Here is a 16,663-nt window from a genome sequence, read left to right as displayed (position 1 = left end):
TAGAGGGAGGAAAGAGAAGTGTCTCAACTTGGTTTTTATTTAAATCAGGAAGTATGTACAGGTTGCAAGGCATGCGTTGTTGCTTGTAAGGATAAGAATGATCTAGAGGTCGGAAGAAATTTTAGGCGTGTATACTCTTTTGAAGCTGGTGATTACTCAAAAAACGGTGATGCTATTGTCCAAAATATCCAGGCGTTTTTCTTATCCATATCATGCAACCATTGTAAAGATCCTAAATGCGTAAAAGGGTGTCCTACTGGAGCCATGCATAAACGAACTGAAGACGGAGTGGTAGTTGTTGATCACAACCGCTGTATCGGCTGTAAATATTGTGTCTGGAATTGCCCGTATGAAGCCCCGCAGTACAGCGAGAAATTAGGAAAAATGACGAAATGTAATATGTGTATAGACCTTCAGGAAAAAGGGGAAGGGCCTGCATGTGTAGGAGCATGTCCGATGCGAGCAATAGAAGTAGGGCCGATTGAAGAGTTACGAAAAAAGTATGGCACCACCAACCAGATAAAAGGTATGCCAAAACCGTCGATTACGAGCCCAAATATCGTAATTACCCCACATAGGAATGCCACCATCTAAGGGAGGGAATAAAGATGCATGAATGGCCATTACTGATTTTCACTATATTTATACAGGCTGCTGTGGGGGGCGTATTGATTTTATGGATATTTCAAAGGATAAATGTGAAAATCCATACTGATACTTATCCACTGTTGAGACAGCCTTTAATAGTAGTTTCAATTTTATCACTGGCAGGACTGGCAGCCTCTTTTGCCCATTTGGGTTCGATTGAAAATTCCTTTCATGCAGTCAGAGGCATGGGTTCTTCTTGGATGAGCCGAGAAATAATATCAACCGGAACTTTTATTGGTTTTACATGTATGACAACGGGTCTTGCTTTAGTACGAAGGAAAGTAAATACGATTTTACTTTTTTTATCGACAATAATTGGCCTGGGATCAGTCTTTTCCATGGGAGTGGTCTATTCTGAGACTTTGGTGAATGGATGGAATCACATCCATACATATTTAGCTTTTTTTGGGAGTTGTTTTACTCTGGGAGCAGTTCTCATTGTAGGGTTGATTGCTCCTGCGCTTAATAGTGAAAGTCCAGCAACTAAAATGACGAAAATCGCATTTTTTATAGCAGTGGTTGGAATCAGCATAGAAGCTGTTGGTGTGGCCCTATATTCTTTAGGGAACTTTGAGATCATGATGATTAATGGCAATACAGTTAAAACCGTTTTGGAAGGATATCAAATGATTGTAGGAATCCGTTGGATTGTTGTGATTTTAGGAGTCGGGTTACTGGGATATTTAACTTATTCATCAAGGAATAGAATATCTCAATTCCTGTCGGTTGCAGCATTGATAGCAGTCCTGGCTGCCGAAGGAATCAGTCGCTATGTATTTTATGTAATAGGAGCATAATTTGGCGAAAAGTTCTATAAAGGCACTCTATAGAAAAAAACAAGGGGCAGGTTGAAAAATGACCTGTTCCTTTTTCCAACTTGCGAGCGAGGCCGTTTGTATAATGAAAGTTCACCAAATAAATGTAAAGTTATTTATGATGCTATCTGGAAACTAATAATAAAGAAGCAAAAAACGCGGTTGTATAGCTTGTGGCTACCGAAGAGATCTGCCGATTTTTTGGCTTTCCTTGTTGAACAGAAAAAGCTGTCATTTTTCCTTGTATTGGAATAATGACAGCTTTTTTCTTGTTCCTGAATTCTGTTTTTACCTCTTTATTCTCCTATCTGCTTCAGTATCTTTTTTAGAAGGGCGGGTAATATGGCCATGGGGGCCTGCGATTCCAGGCTAATCACACCTGAAGATGTGGCTGCACCATACCGTAGAAAATGACAAAAGTGTAAATGATTGAAGGAACTTAGCATTCTGGTCAATCAAGCAAATCAAATTTGGTTCAAAGTTAACTTCTTTATCAACTAATCAGAACGTTGGGCTCTTGAAAATAGTTAGAGTTTTTTATGAAAATTGGTGATTATTTTAAAAAACATGCAGGATTTTCAAGATCGATGGAGAATTATTGATTATTGAATGCCTCCCTCGCCTTTTCAAGATCTTCCTCGAATTTTCTATGTGTCGCCCGGAACAGCTGCTCAAACATATCCCCTGTTTCACGTTCTAGCACCTTGATTCCTTCTCCTGTAATCCCGCCCTTCACACATACCTTTTCCTGCAAGGTTGGCAATGTGTAATAATTTTTCCTTAACAGTTCTCCAAGTCCGATCAGCATCTCAGTCGCTAATGTTGTTGCAGCCTCGTGGCTGATTTCAGTCTCTTTGACTGCGGCGTTTATGAAACTCTGGACAAGATGGCTGAAAAACGCAGGGCCGCAACTGACAATGTCAGAAGCTACTCTCGTGATGTTTTCCTCGATTTCCACAGGTACAGAAATCCTTTCAAAAAGACTATATAGACCGGCTCGCCATTCATTGCTGCAGCTTTCACCATAAGTGAAAAGTGAAACACCGGATAGACCTCTGTTTGTGATACTTGGTATGATCCTAGCTACGGAACACGCGACCTTTTTTTCTATTTGCCGTACGCTTATCGGGCTGGTGATGGAGATGACACATTTATCCTTCGTTAGAACAGGTTTGATAGCATCGAGCAATTCACCCATTTGATGGGGCTTGACGCAGAGGAAAATGGCATCAGCCTGCCTTGCTGTTTCCAATCCGGTTTTAACCACTTGGATTCCGGGATAGCCCTTTTGGATTTCTTCTGCTTTTGCCAAAGTCCTGTTTGTGATCAGCATTGAAGAAGGAGGTACGGCATTCCCATCAAGTAGAGATTCAGCAAGAATTCTCCCCATATTCCCTGTTCCAATTATCCCTATTTTCACAACCCTTCCCCCCTCCATTCGTTATTTTCTCCTATAACCTTATGTTTGTAACTTTTAGAATATGACAAGATGAAAGGTGCTGTCGTTGTATGGACTGGATAAAAGAACATAAATTTTACTTGCTCGCCGGCTTTGCTGCTGTTGCATTTTTCTTCTATTCTTCACTCACCCCTGGAAGAGACCTGGCGCAGATGGAAGAGATTGCCCCGATCACGGGGGAAGCTGTTGCCGGACCTCCAGCGGAACGGGCAGCAGCGGAGAATGAGCCTGTCACCATGATGGCGGATATAAAGGGGGCTGTTGTCCACCCTGGTGTATATGAGATTGCTGATGGTAGCCGTATCATCGACCTGATTGAAATCGCTGGAGGACTTTCAAAAGAGGCTGATACCTCGACAATCAATTTTGCGATGCATGTAAATGATGAAATGTCCGTCTATATCCCAAGGAAAGGAGAGGAGGCAGTGAACCCGATCGACAGCCAGGCGGCACCTCAGCCAGGGAAAAAACAAACGGTTAACCTGAACCGCGCTTCCGCTAATGAACTTGAAACGCTTCCTGGGATCGGCCCTTCCAAAGCCGCAGCGATTATTGAATACAGGGAAACAAATGGTAACTTTAAAACTGTTGATGATCTGAAATCAATCAGTGGCATAGGGGACAAAACATTTGAAAAACTGAAGGATTCAATTTCCGTGAACTAATGATATAGAAATTGAACTCTTTAAAATAAAGCTTTACACTTATAAAAGACAAGCCATAGGCAATATTTGATTTAACGGGGGGTTTTGCATGAAAAGGAAAAGCTGGGATGAATATTTTTTGGATATCGCGGATGAAGTCGGGACAAGATCAACATGTCCGAGACTGCACGTAGGCTGCGTGATCGTAAAAGAAAAACATATTGTGTCGACGGGCTACAATGGTTCAATCCATGGACATGATCACTGTGAAGATGTTGGCTGTCTGATCAATGAACAGGGAAGGTGCATCAGGACCCTTCATGCAGAAGAAAATGCCGTGCTGCATGCGGATAGGAAACTATTGAAGGGAGCAACAGCGTTCGTAACGCATGAGCCATGTGAAAAATGCGCCAAGACCCTAGCCCAGGCTGGAGTGGCCAGGATTGTTTACCGCAATGCCTACCCAAATAAATGGAATGAGATCTTTCTGCGGGATGTCGAGGTTGTCCATATGCCTAAGGGCCAGAGTGAGCAACAATAAGAGCCGAAATAATCAAGAAAAGAGCCACAGACAATGAATAGAGTTTCCATAAAAGGCAATCTCTTTTACTTCGCTTTGATATCATTAATGGGGCTGTTGACTGTTTTTGAAGATGCTGTTCTCTATGGAGGCTTGTCGTTTGCGGCAATCCTCCTGTTGAAGAAATATAAACAGTCCCCCGACTATTTCGTCTATTTGCTTGGGGCCTGCTACCTGACTTTTGTGGTGGCGGGTTTTATTGAAGAGCAAGGGGCGGTTTCAAGTTATACAGGGGATGAAACAGTATTCCGTTTTGTGGTCAAGGATAAAATGAAAGTGGACGGGGACATTTTTTTTGCCTATGCCGATACTTACCCAGAAAAAGAAAGGATTGCCATACGATACAGAATAAAGTCGAAAGAGGAAAAATTGCTAATAAGAAAGATGCTGCTGCCGGGGACTGCCTGTAAAGCAGAAGGCTCGCTTGAGTCTCCTTCAGTGGCAAGAAACCCCAACGCTTTTGATTATAAAAACTATCTGGAACGCCAAGGGATCTACTGGACATTCAATGTTGAAAGCCTTGAGCCTGGCAGCTGTCTGGATGCTTCGGATAATACGCTGACAAAGTTGAAGAGATTTAGGCAAAAGGAAATCACTATGATTGAAGAAAGCTATCCAGCAGAGACAGCAGCTCTTTCCATCGCTCTTATTTTTGGTGACAGAAACTTGATCAACCCTCAGACAGAAAGCTCATACAGGAAAATTGGCATCATCCATCTTCTTGCGATCTCGGGCCTGCATATTGCTTTGATGGCTGGTATGTTTTATTTTCTTTTGATCAGGACAGGTCTGTCAAAGGAAATGTCCGAACTGCTATTAATTCTGGCTCTTCCAGTCTACACGGTCATAAGCGGACTTGCTCCTCCTGTAGTAAGGGCTGCAGGAATGCTGATTCTGCTCATAGGTGCCCGTCGTTTCCGCATAAAGCTTCCACCTTTCGACGCTATATCAATCGCGTTCATGCTGTCGTTGATCGTCAACCCAAAGCTCGTATATGATACAGGCTTCCAACTCTCTTTTTCCGTAAGCTTTGCCCTGATTGTGTCAGCAAAAAAAATACTTTCGACGTTTAGGCATTATCTCACGCAAATTGCTGCCGTTTCGTTTGTTGCCCAGTTAGCAGCGATGCCGATTATCCTCTACTCTTACTTTGAATTGTCTGCCATTTCCCTCCTTGCAAACCTCTTGTTCATCCCTTTATTTTCCTTTATTTTACTGCCGCTGGTACTGCTTGGGTATTTTATTTTCACGCTTACTGGAGTCCCGCCCGCAACTTTTTTTGGTTTACTGGAAAAAGCCATCCACCTTGTTAATGTGCTTTCCATTTCACTTTCAGAAGTCCCAGGTGCCATGATGACCATTGGCAAGCCTGGAAAAATGGTAATGATATCCTTGGTCGCGGCCATTTGGCTCTTTTTCTTGAAATGGGAAAAAATAAGAATTCAGAAACGTCAACCGCCACCGCTTTTCTATCTTTTTCCTGTCATTCCCCTATTGCTGCAGGTAGCAGTTCCTTATATCAATCCTTATGGAGAAATCATTTTTCTTGATGTTGGACAAGGAGATAGCATTTTGATTCGCATGCCATTCAACAAAGGGAATTATCTTATTGATACGGGGGGTGTCATCAGTTTTGGCGCCGAGGATTGGAAGGAACGAAGAGAAGGGTTCGATCCCGGGAAGGATACTGTCTTGCCGCTTTTGAAAAGCAAAGGGATCCGAAAGCTTGACAAGTTGATTTTGACGCATGGGGATGCTGATCATATCGGTGGTGCAGCTGCACTGATTGAGGAGATTGGGATTGGACAAATCGTCATGCCGCGGTACGTTGATCGTTCAGCCCTTGAGGAAGAAATCATCAAATTGGCGCGGAAGAAAAAAGTCCCCCTTTATTTCGGCGGTGATGGAACAGCATGGACTTCACCCGGCGGGAAATTCAGGTTGATGAACCCTTCTGGGGAAAACGCGGACAGGAATGAAAACTCGATTGTCATGCTCGCAGACATCTCGGGAAAGCAGTGGCTGTTCACAGGAGACCTGGGAACGGAAGGGGAAGCTGCCCTCCTAAGGAGATATCCCCAGCTTGGCACAGATGTCCTGAAGGTGGGGCATCATGGGAGCAAAACGTCAACCTCTGCTGGATTCCTTGATAGGCTGCGGCCGGATTACGCTGTCATATCGGTAAAAAAGAAGAACAGATACGGCCATCCCAGCAGCGAGATTCTGGACAGGCTGAGGGAAAGCGGCATCCGGATTTACAGGACGGACGAAAATGGAGCGATCATTTACAGATTCAAAGGAGAAATTGGAACGTTCAGCACGCAACTTCCATAACATAGATCATAAGAAAGCTTGATAAGCAAAAAAGGAAAAAGACTGCACCATCGTATGCAGTCTCCGTCATTTTATCCTATGTAGCCTTCATTATTAACTGCCGATTAGCTGAACAACCGTGGCAATGATGAACATTGTTGCAAAGAATCCAAAAGAAACAATGAACCCTACACCAGAGTCAACGGCGTCATTGCGATTGCTTTGGACATTCTTTTCAAATTCGTTCACAGTCAACCCCCCCTATTTCCTTAATAGTATAAGCGATTTCATTTTAAAAATCCAGTATTCTTCGCATTGCCTTCCTTTATAAAAAAAGCCCCAACTGCCTAATTGACAAGAGTTGTCACAAATACATTTCCCTTCGTGGGCAAAAATAATCTTACAAAAGATGTACCGCTGCAATATAAGTATCCCGGGCCTTATATTCCAGCGTTCAATATAAATAAGGGAATTGGCGGGCAAGGAACTGCCAATTCCCTTAGAATGCTTGTCAAAATGTCCTCGCTTCTTTACCATAAGGGTAGGAAAACTGTATTGATCGGAGCGAAGGACATTGGTATTGGACAATTGGAAAAAAATCAGGAATAAACAGTTTGAACCTGTTTATTTACTATATGGAACGGAAGCTTTTCTTATAAATGAAACGAAGCAATTGCTGGTTGACCATGTTTTGGAGGAAGATCAAAAAGACTTTAATTTATCGGTTTACGATTTGGAAGAGACCCCCGTCGAGGCGGCACTTGAGGATGCCGAAACCTTCCCTTTCATGGGGGAGACAAGGCTGGTCATCCTGCAGAACCCGCAATTTCTAACATCCGAGAAGTCTAAAGGCAAAACGGAACACAATCTTAAGAAAATGGAGGAATACCTTTCTCACCCTGCACCTTATTCCATCGTGGTTTTTTCTGCGCCGTACGAAAAACTTGATGAGCGGAAGAAAATCACGAAGGAATTGAAACGAATGGCAGCGGTAATCGAGGCGAAAAAATTAACAGAACAGGAATTGAAAGTGTGGATCAGAGAAAGGGCAGCAGCAAACAGAGTAGTTATCGAGGAAAATGCTGCAGAACTTTTATTGGCGCTTTCGGGCACAAACTTGTTTATGCTGACATCGGAAATTGATAAACTTGCCCTGTATGCCGGGGATTCACAGACGATTACCCATGAGATTGTTGATCGGCTTACTTCAAGGTCTCTCGAACAGAACATCTTCTCCCTGGTTGACAAGGTTGTCAATCGCAATGTCGAGGCAGCGTTGCGCATTTATTATGACTTATTGAAACAAAATGAAGAACCGATCAAAATCCTGTCTGTACTTTCCGGCCAATTCAGACTTATTTACCAGGTAAAGGAACTGTCAAGAAAGGGATACGGTCAGCAGCAAATTGCGACAGCGCTTAAAATCCATCCATTCAGGGTGAAGCTGGCGGCCGGACAAGCTAATTCATTCCGTGATGAAGAGCTGACCAGGATCATTAAAATGCTGGCCGATGCGGACTATCAGATGAAAACAGGCGGGATGAAAAAAGAGATGCTGATCGAGATGATCCTTTTTCAAATCAACAGCAGAAAATAAAAAAACGACCGCTACGGTCGTTTTTTTATCGATAATTTAAATTAGCCGTTAGCGTTTAATTTTTTCATTAAACGGGCTTTCTTGCGGGAAGCTGCGTTTTTGTGGATAAGACCTTTCCCTGCAGCTTTATCAAGCTTGCTGACTGCTTCAGCGTAAGATGCTTTCGCGTTCTCATCGTTGTTCACGATTGCTGCTTCAGCTTTTTTAACTGCTGTGCGCATAGAAGATTTCACAGTAATATTTTGTGCTTTGCTTGCTTCATTCGTTTTCACACGTTTGATGGCAGATTTAATGTTTGGCATTCCGTTCACCTCCTAAAAAAGCATCGAGAATTTTATGGAACTCGACATTTCCAGTACGCTTCTTATTTATTAAGAACAAATGATATTTTATCAAACAGGTGTTAATAATGCAATACTCTCCGTAATTTTTTCCCGAAGGCATAATGTGAATTATTTTTGCAGAAGAAGGAAAAGATAGGAAATAGTATGCTGTTTTAGCAGTCAAATTGCACCTGGAGGAATGGGAATTATGAATGAATCACCAGACTTAAGCCTGTATTCGGTTAGGACTGACCTGGCTGTCGAAGCAAGGGAAATGGTGCTGGAAGGGCTGGTCCATGACCAAAAAGATGTTTCGCAGATTGATGGCGTCATCATAAAAGAAAGAGAAGTGAATGATATAAAACTTTCCCTGGTTGAGGTGACTGCCGAAGGAGAAAAGAATATCGGCAAAAAGCAGGGAAAGTACCTGACCATCGAGATGATCGGGATCAGACAGCAGGATACCGAGCTTCAAGGAAAGGTCCAGAAAGTATTTGCTTCTGAATTTGCTGACTTTATCTCCCAGGAGGGGATTAAAAAGGATGCTACCTGCCTGGTGGTTGGCCTTGGGAATTGGAACGTCACGCCAGATGCATTAGGTCCGCTCGTTTGTGAGAACATGCTTGTCACCAGGCACCTTTTCGAATTACAGCCGGAATATGTAGAGGAAGGCTATCGTCCGGTTAGTGCCCTGGCACCAGGCGTAATGGGGCTGACAGGTATCGAGACATCGGATATCATTTTTGGGGTCGTCGAGAAAACGAAGCCGGATTTCGTCATCGCGATCGATGCCCTGGCTTCAAGGTCAATCGAGAGGGTGAATTCAACAATCCAGATCTCTAATACCGGCATCCATCCAGGTTCCGGTGTAGGCAACAAAAGAAAGGAACTTAGTAAGGAAACGCTGGGCATCCCGGTCTTTGCCATCGGTGTACCGACGGTCGTCGACGCTGTTTCCATCACAAGCGATACAATCGATTTCATCCTGAAACATTTTGGAAAGGAAATGAAGGAAGGCAGCCAGCCTTCAAAAGCACTCGTTCCTGCCGGGATGACCTTTGGGAAAAGAAAAAAGCTGACAGAAGAAGATATGCCAGGAGCAGAGCAGCGCAAAACATTCCTCGGAATGATCGGCACCCTAGAGGAAAATGAAAAGCGGAAGCTGATTTATGAGGTCCTCTCACCATTGGGACATAATCTTATGGTCACCCCAAAAGAAGTGGATGTTTTTATTGAAGACATGGCCAATTTGATTGCAAGCGGCCTCAACGCCGCTTTGCATACGAACATCGACAAAGACAACGCCGGGCTGTACACACACTGACTGATAAACAATATTTGTTCTATTTTCTCTAGTAAAGTCATAACATTTACTAGACTTGCACAGAGAGGTGGAACAATGAGACCTAGTAAACGACATGGAATGATTGTCGCCGTCCAAGGGACACAATTGGTAAAAGCCGCACTAGCCTTCGTTTTTTTTCTCATTGGCATATTTTCAGTCAGTGGAATCATGACTTCTCTTCGGCCTGAGTTGAGAATTGCCTCTGATTCAGTCAATCAGGCGGCGACGAATCTGAATGGCCAGCTTCTGTACAGCCTAATAGGATGGGAAAATCACCATTTTCTTCAGTCGCTTCCTGAAAGCCAGGAAAAACCAAAGCTATCCAAAATGATGTTCAATCTGTCGACCAATATCAATCTGGATGATCCAAGAAGCTTGATTAGACGTGAATTGCCGGGATTTTCAATATTCGACAGCAACATTCTTGTTGCCGGGGAAGGAACCAATTACACCAATATGCCAATGGAGTCGTCCCCTCCGCCAGAGGTGTTGAAAGCTGGCAAGGAAGCGGCCTTGCAGAATACAGAGGGACTTTCATCCAAGCCATCAAACGATGCCTCTGTCCCCCAGTTGACGACCGATGGCAGGAAAATAGTTTATATTTACTTCACCCACACACGTGAATCATATCTTCCTTATTTAAAAGGAGTTACAGACCCTGATAAAGCTTACCATTCCCAGGTGAACGTCACAAGGGTCGGCGATCACCTCAAGGAAAGCTTGGAAAGACGGGGGATAGGGACAAAGGTTGACAAGACCGATGTGATGGCCAATTTGAACAAAAAGGGTCTCGGTTTCGGAAGAGCATACCAGGAATCAAGGCCAGTCGTACAGGCAGCGATGACAGGAGACAGAGACCTGCAATATTTTATCGATATTCACCGTGATGGCTACCGCAAAGACAAGACAACGATTCAAATCAATGGAAAGCCTTATGCAAAAATCGCCTTCGTGATTGGCGGGGAAAATGCGAACCACGAAAGAAACCTTGCACTTGCCCGGCAACTGCACAATCTTCTTGATAAAAAATACGGGAAGGGGTTAAGCAGGGGTATTGTAGAGAAAAAGGGCGCGGCGACAAACGGGAAATTCAATCAGGATTTATCGCAGAACGCCTTGTTGATCGAGTTTGGCGGTGTCGATAATACCTTTGAAGAATTGAAACGTTCCGCTGATGCGCTAGCAGATGTATTCAGTGAATTCTACTGGCAGGCAGAAAAAGTAGGGGCCCCAGCCCAGCAGCCTCCGGACAAGCAATAATACTCTCCAGGGTGATCAGGATTGAAAATGTTCATGCTAAAAAGTATAGTGCTCGCCTCCTTGATGTTTGTTTCAGTTCTGTTCGGGATGCAGCAGGCGAATGACGGTCTCCATAAAATGAAGGGATATGATGATCCCGGTTTCAAGAGCGCTTTTAAGGTCAAGGAAGATGGAGATGGAAACTTCAAAAGCTCTATCCTCGGCAGTGATGTATCCAGCCACGACCTCGAACAAAAAAGAAAAAAATTAGAGGAAATGAAAGCCTACAACTTTTTTTCTTCTCTAGGAAAGAATCTGGCTGAAGGTATCTCGAATGCTGTTGAAAAAGCAATCAATCTGTTTGCCAAAAACAACGAGGAATAAAAAAGCGGGTTCATCCCGCTTTTTTCATTGATCAAGAATGATGGAATTCACTTCGATTACTGTCCAGCTCAAGCGTCCAGCCAGTTTTCATCCATGGTTCGACTCCTTTGAGTATCCAGCTGGAGACGGAAGCTTCAAGCAGCTTGGTTCATGAGCCAGCTGAAGAAAATTAGAGCAATTGCTCCGGGCTATTACAGTTAAACGAAGATTTCCGCAAATGGCTTCCCCTTCTTCCCGCATAGCCTGCTGGCTGTCATTTTTCATTGAATCTTGATATTCCTGCTGATATAATCAAAAATAGTCTACACGCGCGAGAATAGTAGGAGTGAAAGCAATGAACAGAGAAGAAAGACTTAAAAGACAAAAGAAAATCAGGAACTTTTCAATCATCGCCCATATTGATCATGGGAAGTCAACGCTGGCTGACCGGATCCTTGAAAAAACAAATGCGCTGACGGCGCGCGAAATGAAAGACCAGCTTTTGGACTCCATGGATCTGGAGCGTGAACGAGGGATTACCATAAAGCTGAATTCGGTTCGATTGAAATACCAAGCTAAGGACGGAGAAATCTATACCTTCCATTTGATAGACACTCCTGGACACGTCGATTTCACGTATGAGGTCTCGCGCAGTCTTGCTGCCTGTGAGGGTGCGGTCCTAGTGGTGGATGCTGCTCAAGGGATAGAAGCGCAAACACTGGCGAATGTGTACCTTGCGATTGATAATGACCTTGAAATCGTTCCGGTTATCAATAAAATTGATTTGCCAAGCGCAGATCCTGAACGGGTCAGAAATGAAATAGAAGAAGTGATTGGCCTCGATGCATCGGATGCGGTTCTTGCATCCGCAAAAGCCGGAATCGGAATCGAGGACATCCTTGAACAGATTGTCGAGAAGGTCCCTGCACCGGAAGGCGACCCCGATGCACCGCTAAAAGCACTGATCTTCGACTCCATCTATGATGCGTATCGGGGTGTAATAGCGTATATCCGAGTCGTCGATGGAACGGTCAAGGCCGGCGATAAAATCAAAATGATGGCGACAGGAAAGGAATTCGAAGTCACAGAGGTCGGGGTTTTCATGCCGAAAGCGACTCCAGTTGAAGAACTGTCTGTAGGAGACGTAGGATTTCTGACTGCGGCGATCAAAAATGTCGGCGATACACGTGTCGGTGATACAATCACGAACGCCAAAAATGGCGCAGCTGAACCGCTTCCTGGGTACCGCCGTCTGAATCCGATGGTGTACTGCGGATTGTACCCGATCGATTCAGCTAAATTCAATGATTTGCGTGAAGCTCTTGAGAAGCTGGAGCTGAACGATTCAGCGCTTCAGTTCGAGCCGGAAACATCCCAGGCGCTTGGGTTTGGTTTCCGTTGCGGATTCCTTGGCCTTCTCCATATGGAAATCATCCAGGAGCGCATCGAGCGGGAATTCAAGATTGACCTGATCACCACTGCGCCGAGTGTTATCTACGATGTCATCTTGACTGACGGGACTGAATTGAAGGTGGACAATCCTTCCAATATGCCTGATCCGCAGAAAATCGAGCGTGTCGAAGAACCATATGTAAAAGCAACAATGATGGCACCAAATGATTATGTCGGCGCAATCATGGAGCTTTGCCAGGAAAAACGCGGCATTTTCATAGATATGCAGTACATGGATGAAACACGAGTCAGCATTGTTTACGAAATACCATTATCCGAAATCGTCTATGACTTTTTCGATCAGCTAAAATCCAGCACAAAAGGATATGCGTCCTTTGACTATGAATTAATCGGCTATAAACCATCAAAGCTTGTCAAAATGGATATTTTGCTGAACGCCGAAAAAGTGGATGCGCTGAGCTTCATTGTCCACAAGGATTTTTCATACGAACGCGGGAAACTCATTGTCGAAAAATTGAAGGACCTGATCCCGCGCCAGCAATTCGAGGTGCCGATACAGGCAGCCATCGGCCAGAAGATTGTCGCACGCTCGACGATCAAGGCAATGCGCAAGAACGTGCTCGCAAAATGCTATGGCGGGGATATTTCGCGAAAGCGGAAGCTGCTTGAAAAACAAAAAGAAGGTAAAAAGCGCATGAAGCAGGTTGGTTCCGTGGAAGTTCCACAGGAAGCCTTCATGGCGGTCCTGAAAATGGACGACTCCAATTCAAAGAAATAATATAACGTGGGAGGCCGGATGTGCTTGTGAAGGACAAGTGTTTCCGGCCTCTTTTCCATCCGCTGTTATCAAAGAATCAAGATTGACATAGGAAGTGATCGAGAATGAAGGCGGCTTATATCCATATCCCTTTTTGCCACCATATTTGCCATTATTGCGATTTTAACAAGTTTTTTTTAAAAGGGCAGCCAGTGAACCAATATTTACAGGCGCTAGAGAAGGAAATGGCCCTGATTGTAAAAGGCAGCCAAGAAAAGATGGAGACAATCTTTGTGGGCGGGGGGACACCGACTGCCCTGAATGAACAGCAGCTAGAAACATTGGTGACGGCCATTGGGAACCATTTAAAGACTGACGGGAATACCGAGTACACATTTGAAGCAAACCCAGGCGACCTGACAAAGGAAAAGCTTGCGATTTTGAAGGCGGCCGGTGTGAATCGACTGAGCTTTGGAGTTCAGACATTCAATGATCAGCTGCTAGAGAAAATTGGCCGCTCTCATCGTGCCAAGGATGTCTTTGCTTCCATAGAAGCCGCGAAGGCTGTTGGATATGAAAACATTAGCATCGATTTGATTTACAGCCTGCCCGGCCAAACGAAGCAGGATTTCATCGAATCGATCCGAACTGCCATAAGCTTGGGCCTCGTCCATTACTCTGCATATTCCCTGATCATTGAACCGAAAACCGTGTTCTATAACTTAATGAAGAAAGGGAAGCTGCCGCTGCCTGGAGAAGATGCTGAGGCGGAGATGTATGAGGTGCTCATGGATGAGATGGAGCGCCATGGATTGCGCCAATATGAAATCAGCAATTTCGCAGTCCCGGGATATGAAAGCAGGCATAACCTCAAATATTGGAACAATGAAGAATACTATGGGTTCGGAGCAGGGGCCCATGCTTATGTCAATGGCTGCAGGCAATCGAATTACGGTCCGCTGAAAAAGTATATGGATTCCCTGGAAAAGAGTAAACTTCCGATCATCGAATCCCACGAGGTGACGAAGGCTGAAAAAATGGAGGAAGAAATGTTCCTCGGTTTAAGAAAGACAGAAGGCGTCGGGATTCGACAATTCGAGGAAAAATTCAAGATCGATCCCCGGCTTCTTTTCGCTGAACAAATTGGAGATTTTTCAGCCAGAGGCCTGCTAGAAGCTAATAGTGAAAGAATCTTTTTAACCCAGAATGGGCGCTTGCTCGGAAATGAAGTTTTTCAATCATTTCTTGGGGTATCAAATCATTGACATCGCCCAAGTTTATTGATAATTTATTAATAGAATTAGCACTCGTTGTAATAGAGTGCTAACAGAGGTGATGATGTTGTTAACAGATCGTCAGGTGCTTATACTTCAGGTGATTGTTGATGACTTTATTCGTTCTGCACAGCCGATTGGTTCCCGAAGTTTGGCGAAAAAGAATGGAATCACGTTCAGTTCGGCAACAATCAGGAATGAGATGGCAGACCTTGAAGAAATGGGATACATTGAAAAAACCCATACTTCATCGGGCAGGATTCCATCAGAAAAAGGGTATCGCTATTATGTCGACAATCTCCTCCTGCCGCAAAAGCTGAACAGCTCTGATTTAGCAGCCGTCAAGTCCATTTTCGCCGAAAGGATATATGAACTGGAAAAGATCGTCCAGAAGTCGGCCAAGATCCTTTCAGAAATGACGAATTACACTTCGATCGTCCTGGGCCCTGCCGTAAGTGACAATAAATTGAAGAGGCTGCAAATTGTCCCGTTAAACAAGGAAACAGCGATTGCGATTATCGTGACGGACACCGGACATGTGGAAGACCGGATGTTCCATTTTCCGGCGAGTGTTTCCCCGTCCGATGTCGAAAAATTGGTCAACATCCTGAATGAACGCCTTTCGGGGGTTCCCCTGACCAATTTGAATTCCAAGATCTATAAGGAAATCGCAGTTTTACTGCGCCAGCATATAAGCAGCTATGATCTGGTTTTACATGCCATCTCCAACATTTTGAACATGCCGGCACATGAAAAAGTGTTTTTTGGAGGCAAGACGAATATCCTCAGTCAGCCTGAATTCAATGATGTTGAAAAAATTCGCAGCCTGATGAACATGATTGAAGAAGAGGATCGCATTTATGAGCTGATCAGGAAAAACCCTGCTGGCATCAATATAAAAATCGGAACGGAGAACGATAATTTAGCTATGGAGAATTGCAGCCTGATCACAGCAACCTATCAAATGGACGAAGAAAAGATTGGATCGATTGCTGTCCTTGGTCCCACAAGAATGGAATATTCAAGGGTCATCAGCTTGCTTCAGCTGATCAGCAGCGATTTATCAAAGGTGCTGACAAAACTGTATCAAAGTAAATAGGCATGGAAATATTGTTTAAGGGTGGAACATCCTGTTCCATCCCGTATCTTTGTGCTTCCGGAATGCTTCCGGGCGATAAAGGGCGTATAGTATAGAAACAATCAATAAGGAAGATTGTGCAGGAAGACGCCTGCATGCTGCTTTGAGGGAGGTGAATGAATATGACAGAAGAGAAAAACACTGAGCAAGAATTGAAACAGAAAAGCCAGATGGAAGAAGAGGTTGAAGAGGTATTCGCTGAAGAAGAGGCGCCTGTAGAAGTTGAAGCTTCTGACCAAACGGATGCTGCTGGAGCTGAACAGGATCAGGCACAGGAGAAAATTGCTGTGCTTGAAGGGAAGCTTGTGGAAGCCGAAAACCGTTATCTCCGTCTTCAGGCCGACTTTGATAACTTCCGCCGCAGGTCAAGGATCGACCTTGAAGCGAGCGCTAAATATAGAGCACAAAGCCTCGTTACAGATTTGCTTCCGGCCCTCGATAATTTTGAGCGGGCGTTGAAGATGGAAGTAGACAATGAACAGGCAAAGTCCCTGTTGCAGGGGATGGAAATGGTGTACCGCAGTCTGTTGGAGGCGCTGAAAAATGAAGGCGTCGAATTGATTGAAGCTGTTGGCAAAGAATTCGACCCGCATCTCCATCAGGCAGTCATGCAGGCAGAAAATGAAAATTTCGGTCCAAACATCGTTGTTGAAGAATTCCAAAAGGGATATTTGCTGAAGGACCGCGTAATTCGGCCATCAATGGTAAAAGTGAACCAATAAATGGGATTACATAAAATAGTCAGGAGGTAATTG

16 protein-coding genes are annotated in these 16,663 nt (G+C 44.3%); 13 read left to right on the top strand and 3 right to left on the bottom strand.

Annotation, left to right across the window (positions count from 1 at the left end; translation table 11 throughout):
* Positions 1-18 precede the first annotated feature (18 nt).
* Both JJQ88_RS15240 and JJQ88_RS15235 read left to right on the top strand, forming a co-directional pair.
* A complete protein-coding gene (locus tag JJQ88_RS15240) occupies positions 19-594 on the top strand; it encodes a DMSO/selenate family reductase complex B subunit (RefSeq protein WP_210366908.1) in 576 nt (191 codons plus the stop codon).
* 14 nt (positions 595-608) lie between these two features.
* Positions 609-1,445, top strand: coding sequence for a dimethyl sulfoxide reductase anchor subunit family protein (locus JJQ88_RS15235; RefSeq protein ID WP_210366907.1), 837 nt, complete (start codon positions 609-611; stop codon positions 1,443-1,445).
* Positions 1,446-2,058: 613 nt separating this feature from the next.
* On the opposite strand, the gene comER is transcribed toward JJQ88_RS15235, so the two are convergent.
* Positions 2,059-2,883 (bottom strand): late competence protein ComER, encoded by an 825-nt coding sequence (gene comER / locus JJQ88_RS15230; protein WP_210366906.1) that lies wholly within the window; start codon positions 2,881-2,883, stop codon positions 2,059-2,061.
* Between the two features lie 89 nt (positions 2,884-2,972).
* On the opposite strand from comER, the gene JJQ88_RS15225 reads away from it, so the two are divergent.
* The 3 genes from JJQ88_RS15225 to JJQ88_RS15215 all read left to right on the top strand — a co-directional run bounded on the left by JJQ88_RS15225 (position 2,973) and on the right by JJQ88_RS15215 (position 6,480).
* Complete coding sequence (locus JJQ88_RS15225; RefSeq protein ID WP_210366905.1) at positions 2,973-3,587, top strand: helix-hairpin-helix domain-containing protein; 615 nt, start codon at positions 2,973-2,975, stop codon at positions 3,585-3,587.
* 88 nt (positions 3,588-3,675) lie between these two features.
* Positions 3,676-4,107 (top strand): deoxycytidylate deaminase, encoded by a 432-nt coding sequence (locus JJQ88_RS15220; RefSeq protein ID WP_210366904.1) that lies wholly within the window; start codon positions 3,676-3,678, stop codon positions 4,105-4,107.
* A 33-nt stretch (positions 4,108-4,140) separates the two neighbouring features.
* Entirely contained in the window at positions 4,141-6,480 is a 2,340-nt protein-coding gene (locus tag JJQ88_RS15215) for a DNA internalization-related competence protein ComEC/Rec2 (RefSeq protein ID WP_210366903.1), read from the top strand.
* Positions 6,481-6,573: 93 nt separating this feature from the next.
* On the opposite strand, the gene JJQ88_RS15210 is transcribed toward JJQ88_RS15215, so the two are convergent.
* The gene (locus tag JJQ88_RS15210; RefSeq protein WP_210366902.1) at positions 6,574-6,708 is read right to left on the bottom strand and encodes a YqzM family protein; all 135 of its coding nucleotides are present in this window, start codon (positions 6,706-6,708) and stop codon (positions 6,574-6,576) included.
* 325 nt (positions 6,709-7,033) lie between these two features.
* Here JJQ88_RS15210 and holA point away from each other — a divergent pair, with 325 nt between their 5' ends.
* Positions 7,034-8,056 (top strand): DNA polymerase III subunit delta, encoded by a 1,023-nt coding sequence (gene holA / locus JJQ88_RS15205; protein WP_210366901.1) that lies wholly within the window; start codon positions 7,034-7,036, stop codon positions 8,054-8,056.
* A 41-nt stretch (positions 8,057-8,097) separates the two neighbouring features.
* On the opposite strand, the gene rpsT is transcribed toward holA, so the two are convergent.
* Positions 8,098-8,358, bottom strand: a complete 261-nt coding sequence (rpsT, locus tag JJQ88_RS15200) for a 30S ribosomal protein S20 (protein WP_210366900.1) — start codon at positions 8,356-8,358, stop codon at positions 8,098-8,100.
* A 229-nt stretch (positions 8,359-8,587) separates the two neighbouring features.
* On the opposite strand from rpsT, the gene gpr reads away from it, so the two are divergent.
* The 7 genes from gpr (at position 8,588) to grpE (ending at position 16,630) form a co-directional block, all read left to right on the top strand.
* A complete protein-coding gene (gene gpr / locus JJQ88_RS15195; protein ID WP_210366899.1) occupies positions 8,588-9,703 on the top strand; it encodes a GPR endopeptidase in 1,116 nt (371 codons plus the stop codon).
* Positions 9,704-9,778: 75 nt separating this feature from the next.
* On the top strand, positions 9,779-10,984 hold the full coding sequence (gene spoIIP / locus JJQ88_RS15190; protein ID WP_210366898.1) for a stage II sporulation protein P: 1,206 nt from the start codon (positions 9,779-9,781) through the stop codon (positions 10,982-10,984).
* 33 nt (positions 10,985-11,017) lie between these two features.
* Entirely contained in the window at positions 11,018-11,347 is a 330-nt protein-coding gene (locus JJQ88_RS15185; protein WP_246861211.1) for a YqxA family protein, read from the top strand.
* A gap of 334 nt (positions 11,348-11,681) precedes the next feature.
* Positions 11,682-13,517 (top strand): translation elongation factor 4, encoded by a 1,836-nt coding sequence (gene lepA, locus JJQ88_RS15180; protein ID WP_210366896.1) that lies wholly within the window; start codon positions 11,682-11,684, stop codon positions 13,515-13,517.
* 104 nt (positions 13,518-13,621) lie between these two features.
* On the top strand, positions 13,622-14,761 hold the full coding sequence (gene hemW, locus JJQ88_RS15175; RefSeq protein WP_210366895.1) for a radical SAM family heme chaperone HemW: 1,140 nt from the start codon (positions 13,622-13,624) through the stop codon (positions 14,759-14,761).
* 76 nt (positions 14,762-14,837) lie between these two features.
* Positions 14,838-15,869, top strand: coding sequence for a heat-inducible transcriptional repressor HrcA (gene hrcA / locus JJQ88_RS15170; protein WP_210366894.1), 1,032 nt, complete (start codon positions 14,838-14,840; stop codon positions 15,867-15,869).
* Positions 15,870-16,030: 161 nt separating this feature from the next.
* Positions 16,031-16,630: a nucleotide exchange factor GrpE gene (grpE, locus tag JJQ88_RS15165; RefSeq protein ID WP_210366893.1), complete on the top strand. Its 600-nt coding sequence runs from the start codon at positions 16,031-16,033 to the stop codon at positions 16,628-16,630.
* The last annotated feature ends 33 nt before the right edge of the window (positions 16,631-16,663 follow it).

This window comes from Bacillus sp. REN3, from assembly GCF_017912555.1.
Classification (GTDB): Bacteria; Bacillota; Bacilli; order Bacillales; family Cytobacillaceae; genus Mesobacillus.
The sequence above is the reverse complement of the archived record's forward strand: the minus strand, read 5'-3'. Positions and strand labels throughout refer to the sequence as shown.

What these genes read in the sequence shown, in the direction of transcription:
- JJQ88_RS15235 (WP_210366907.1), top strand. Translation starts at nt 609, where the DNA reads ATGCATGAATGGCCATTACTGATTTTCACTATATTTATACAGGCTGCT.
- JJQ88_RS15225 (WP_210366905.1), top strand. Translation starts at nt 2,973, where the DNA reads ATGGACTGGATAAAAGAACATAAATTTTACTTGCTCGCCGGCTTTGCT.
- JJQ88_RS15220 (WP_210366904.1), top strand. Translation starts at nt 3,676, where the DNA reads ATGAAAAGGAAAAGCTGGGATGAATATTTTTTGGATATCGCGGATGAA.
- JJQ88_RS15215 (WP_210366903.1), top strand. Translation starts at nt 4,141, where the DNA reads ATGAATAGAGTTTCCATAAAAGGCAATCTCTTTTACTTCGCTTTGATA.
- rpsT (WP_210366900.1), bottom strand. Translation starts at nt 8,358, where the DNA reads ATGCCAAACATTAAATCTGCCATCAAACGTGTGAAAACGAATGAAGCA.
- gpr (WP_210366899.1), top strand. Translation starts at nt 8,588, where the DNA reads ATGAATGAATCACCAGACTTAAGCCTGTATTCGGTTAGGACTGACCTG.
- spoIIP (WP_210366898.1), top strand. Translation starts at nt 9,779, where the DNA reads ATGAGACCTAGTAAACGACATGGAATGATTGTCGCCGTCCAAGGGACA.
- JJQ88_RS15185 (WP_246861211.1), top strand. Translation starts at nt 11,018, where the DNA reads ATGCTAAAAAGTATAGTGCTCGCCTCCTTGATGTTTGTTTCAGTTCTG.
- lepA (WP_210366896.1), top strand. Translation starts at nt 11,682, where the DNA reads ATGAACAGAGAAGAAAGACTTAAAAGACAAAAGAAAATCAGGAACTTT.
- hemW (WP_210366895.1), top strand. Translation starts at nt 13,622, where the DNA reads ATGAAGGCGGCTTATATCCATATCCCTTTTTGCCACCATATTTGCCAT.
- grpE (WP_210366893.1), top strand. Translation starts at nt 16,031, where the DNA reads ATGACAGAAGAGAAAAACACTGAGCAAGAATTGAAACAGAAAAGCCAG.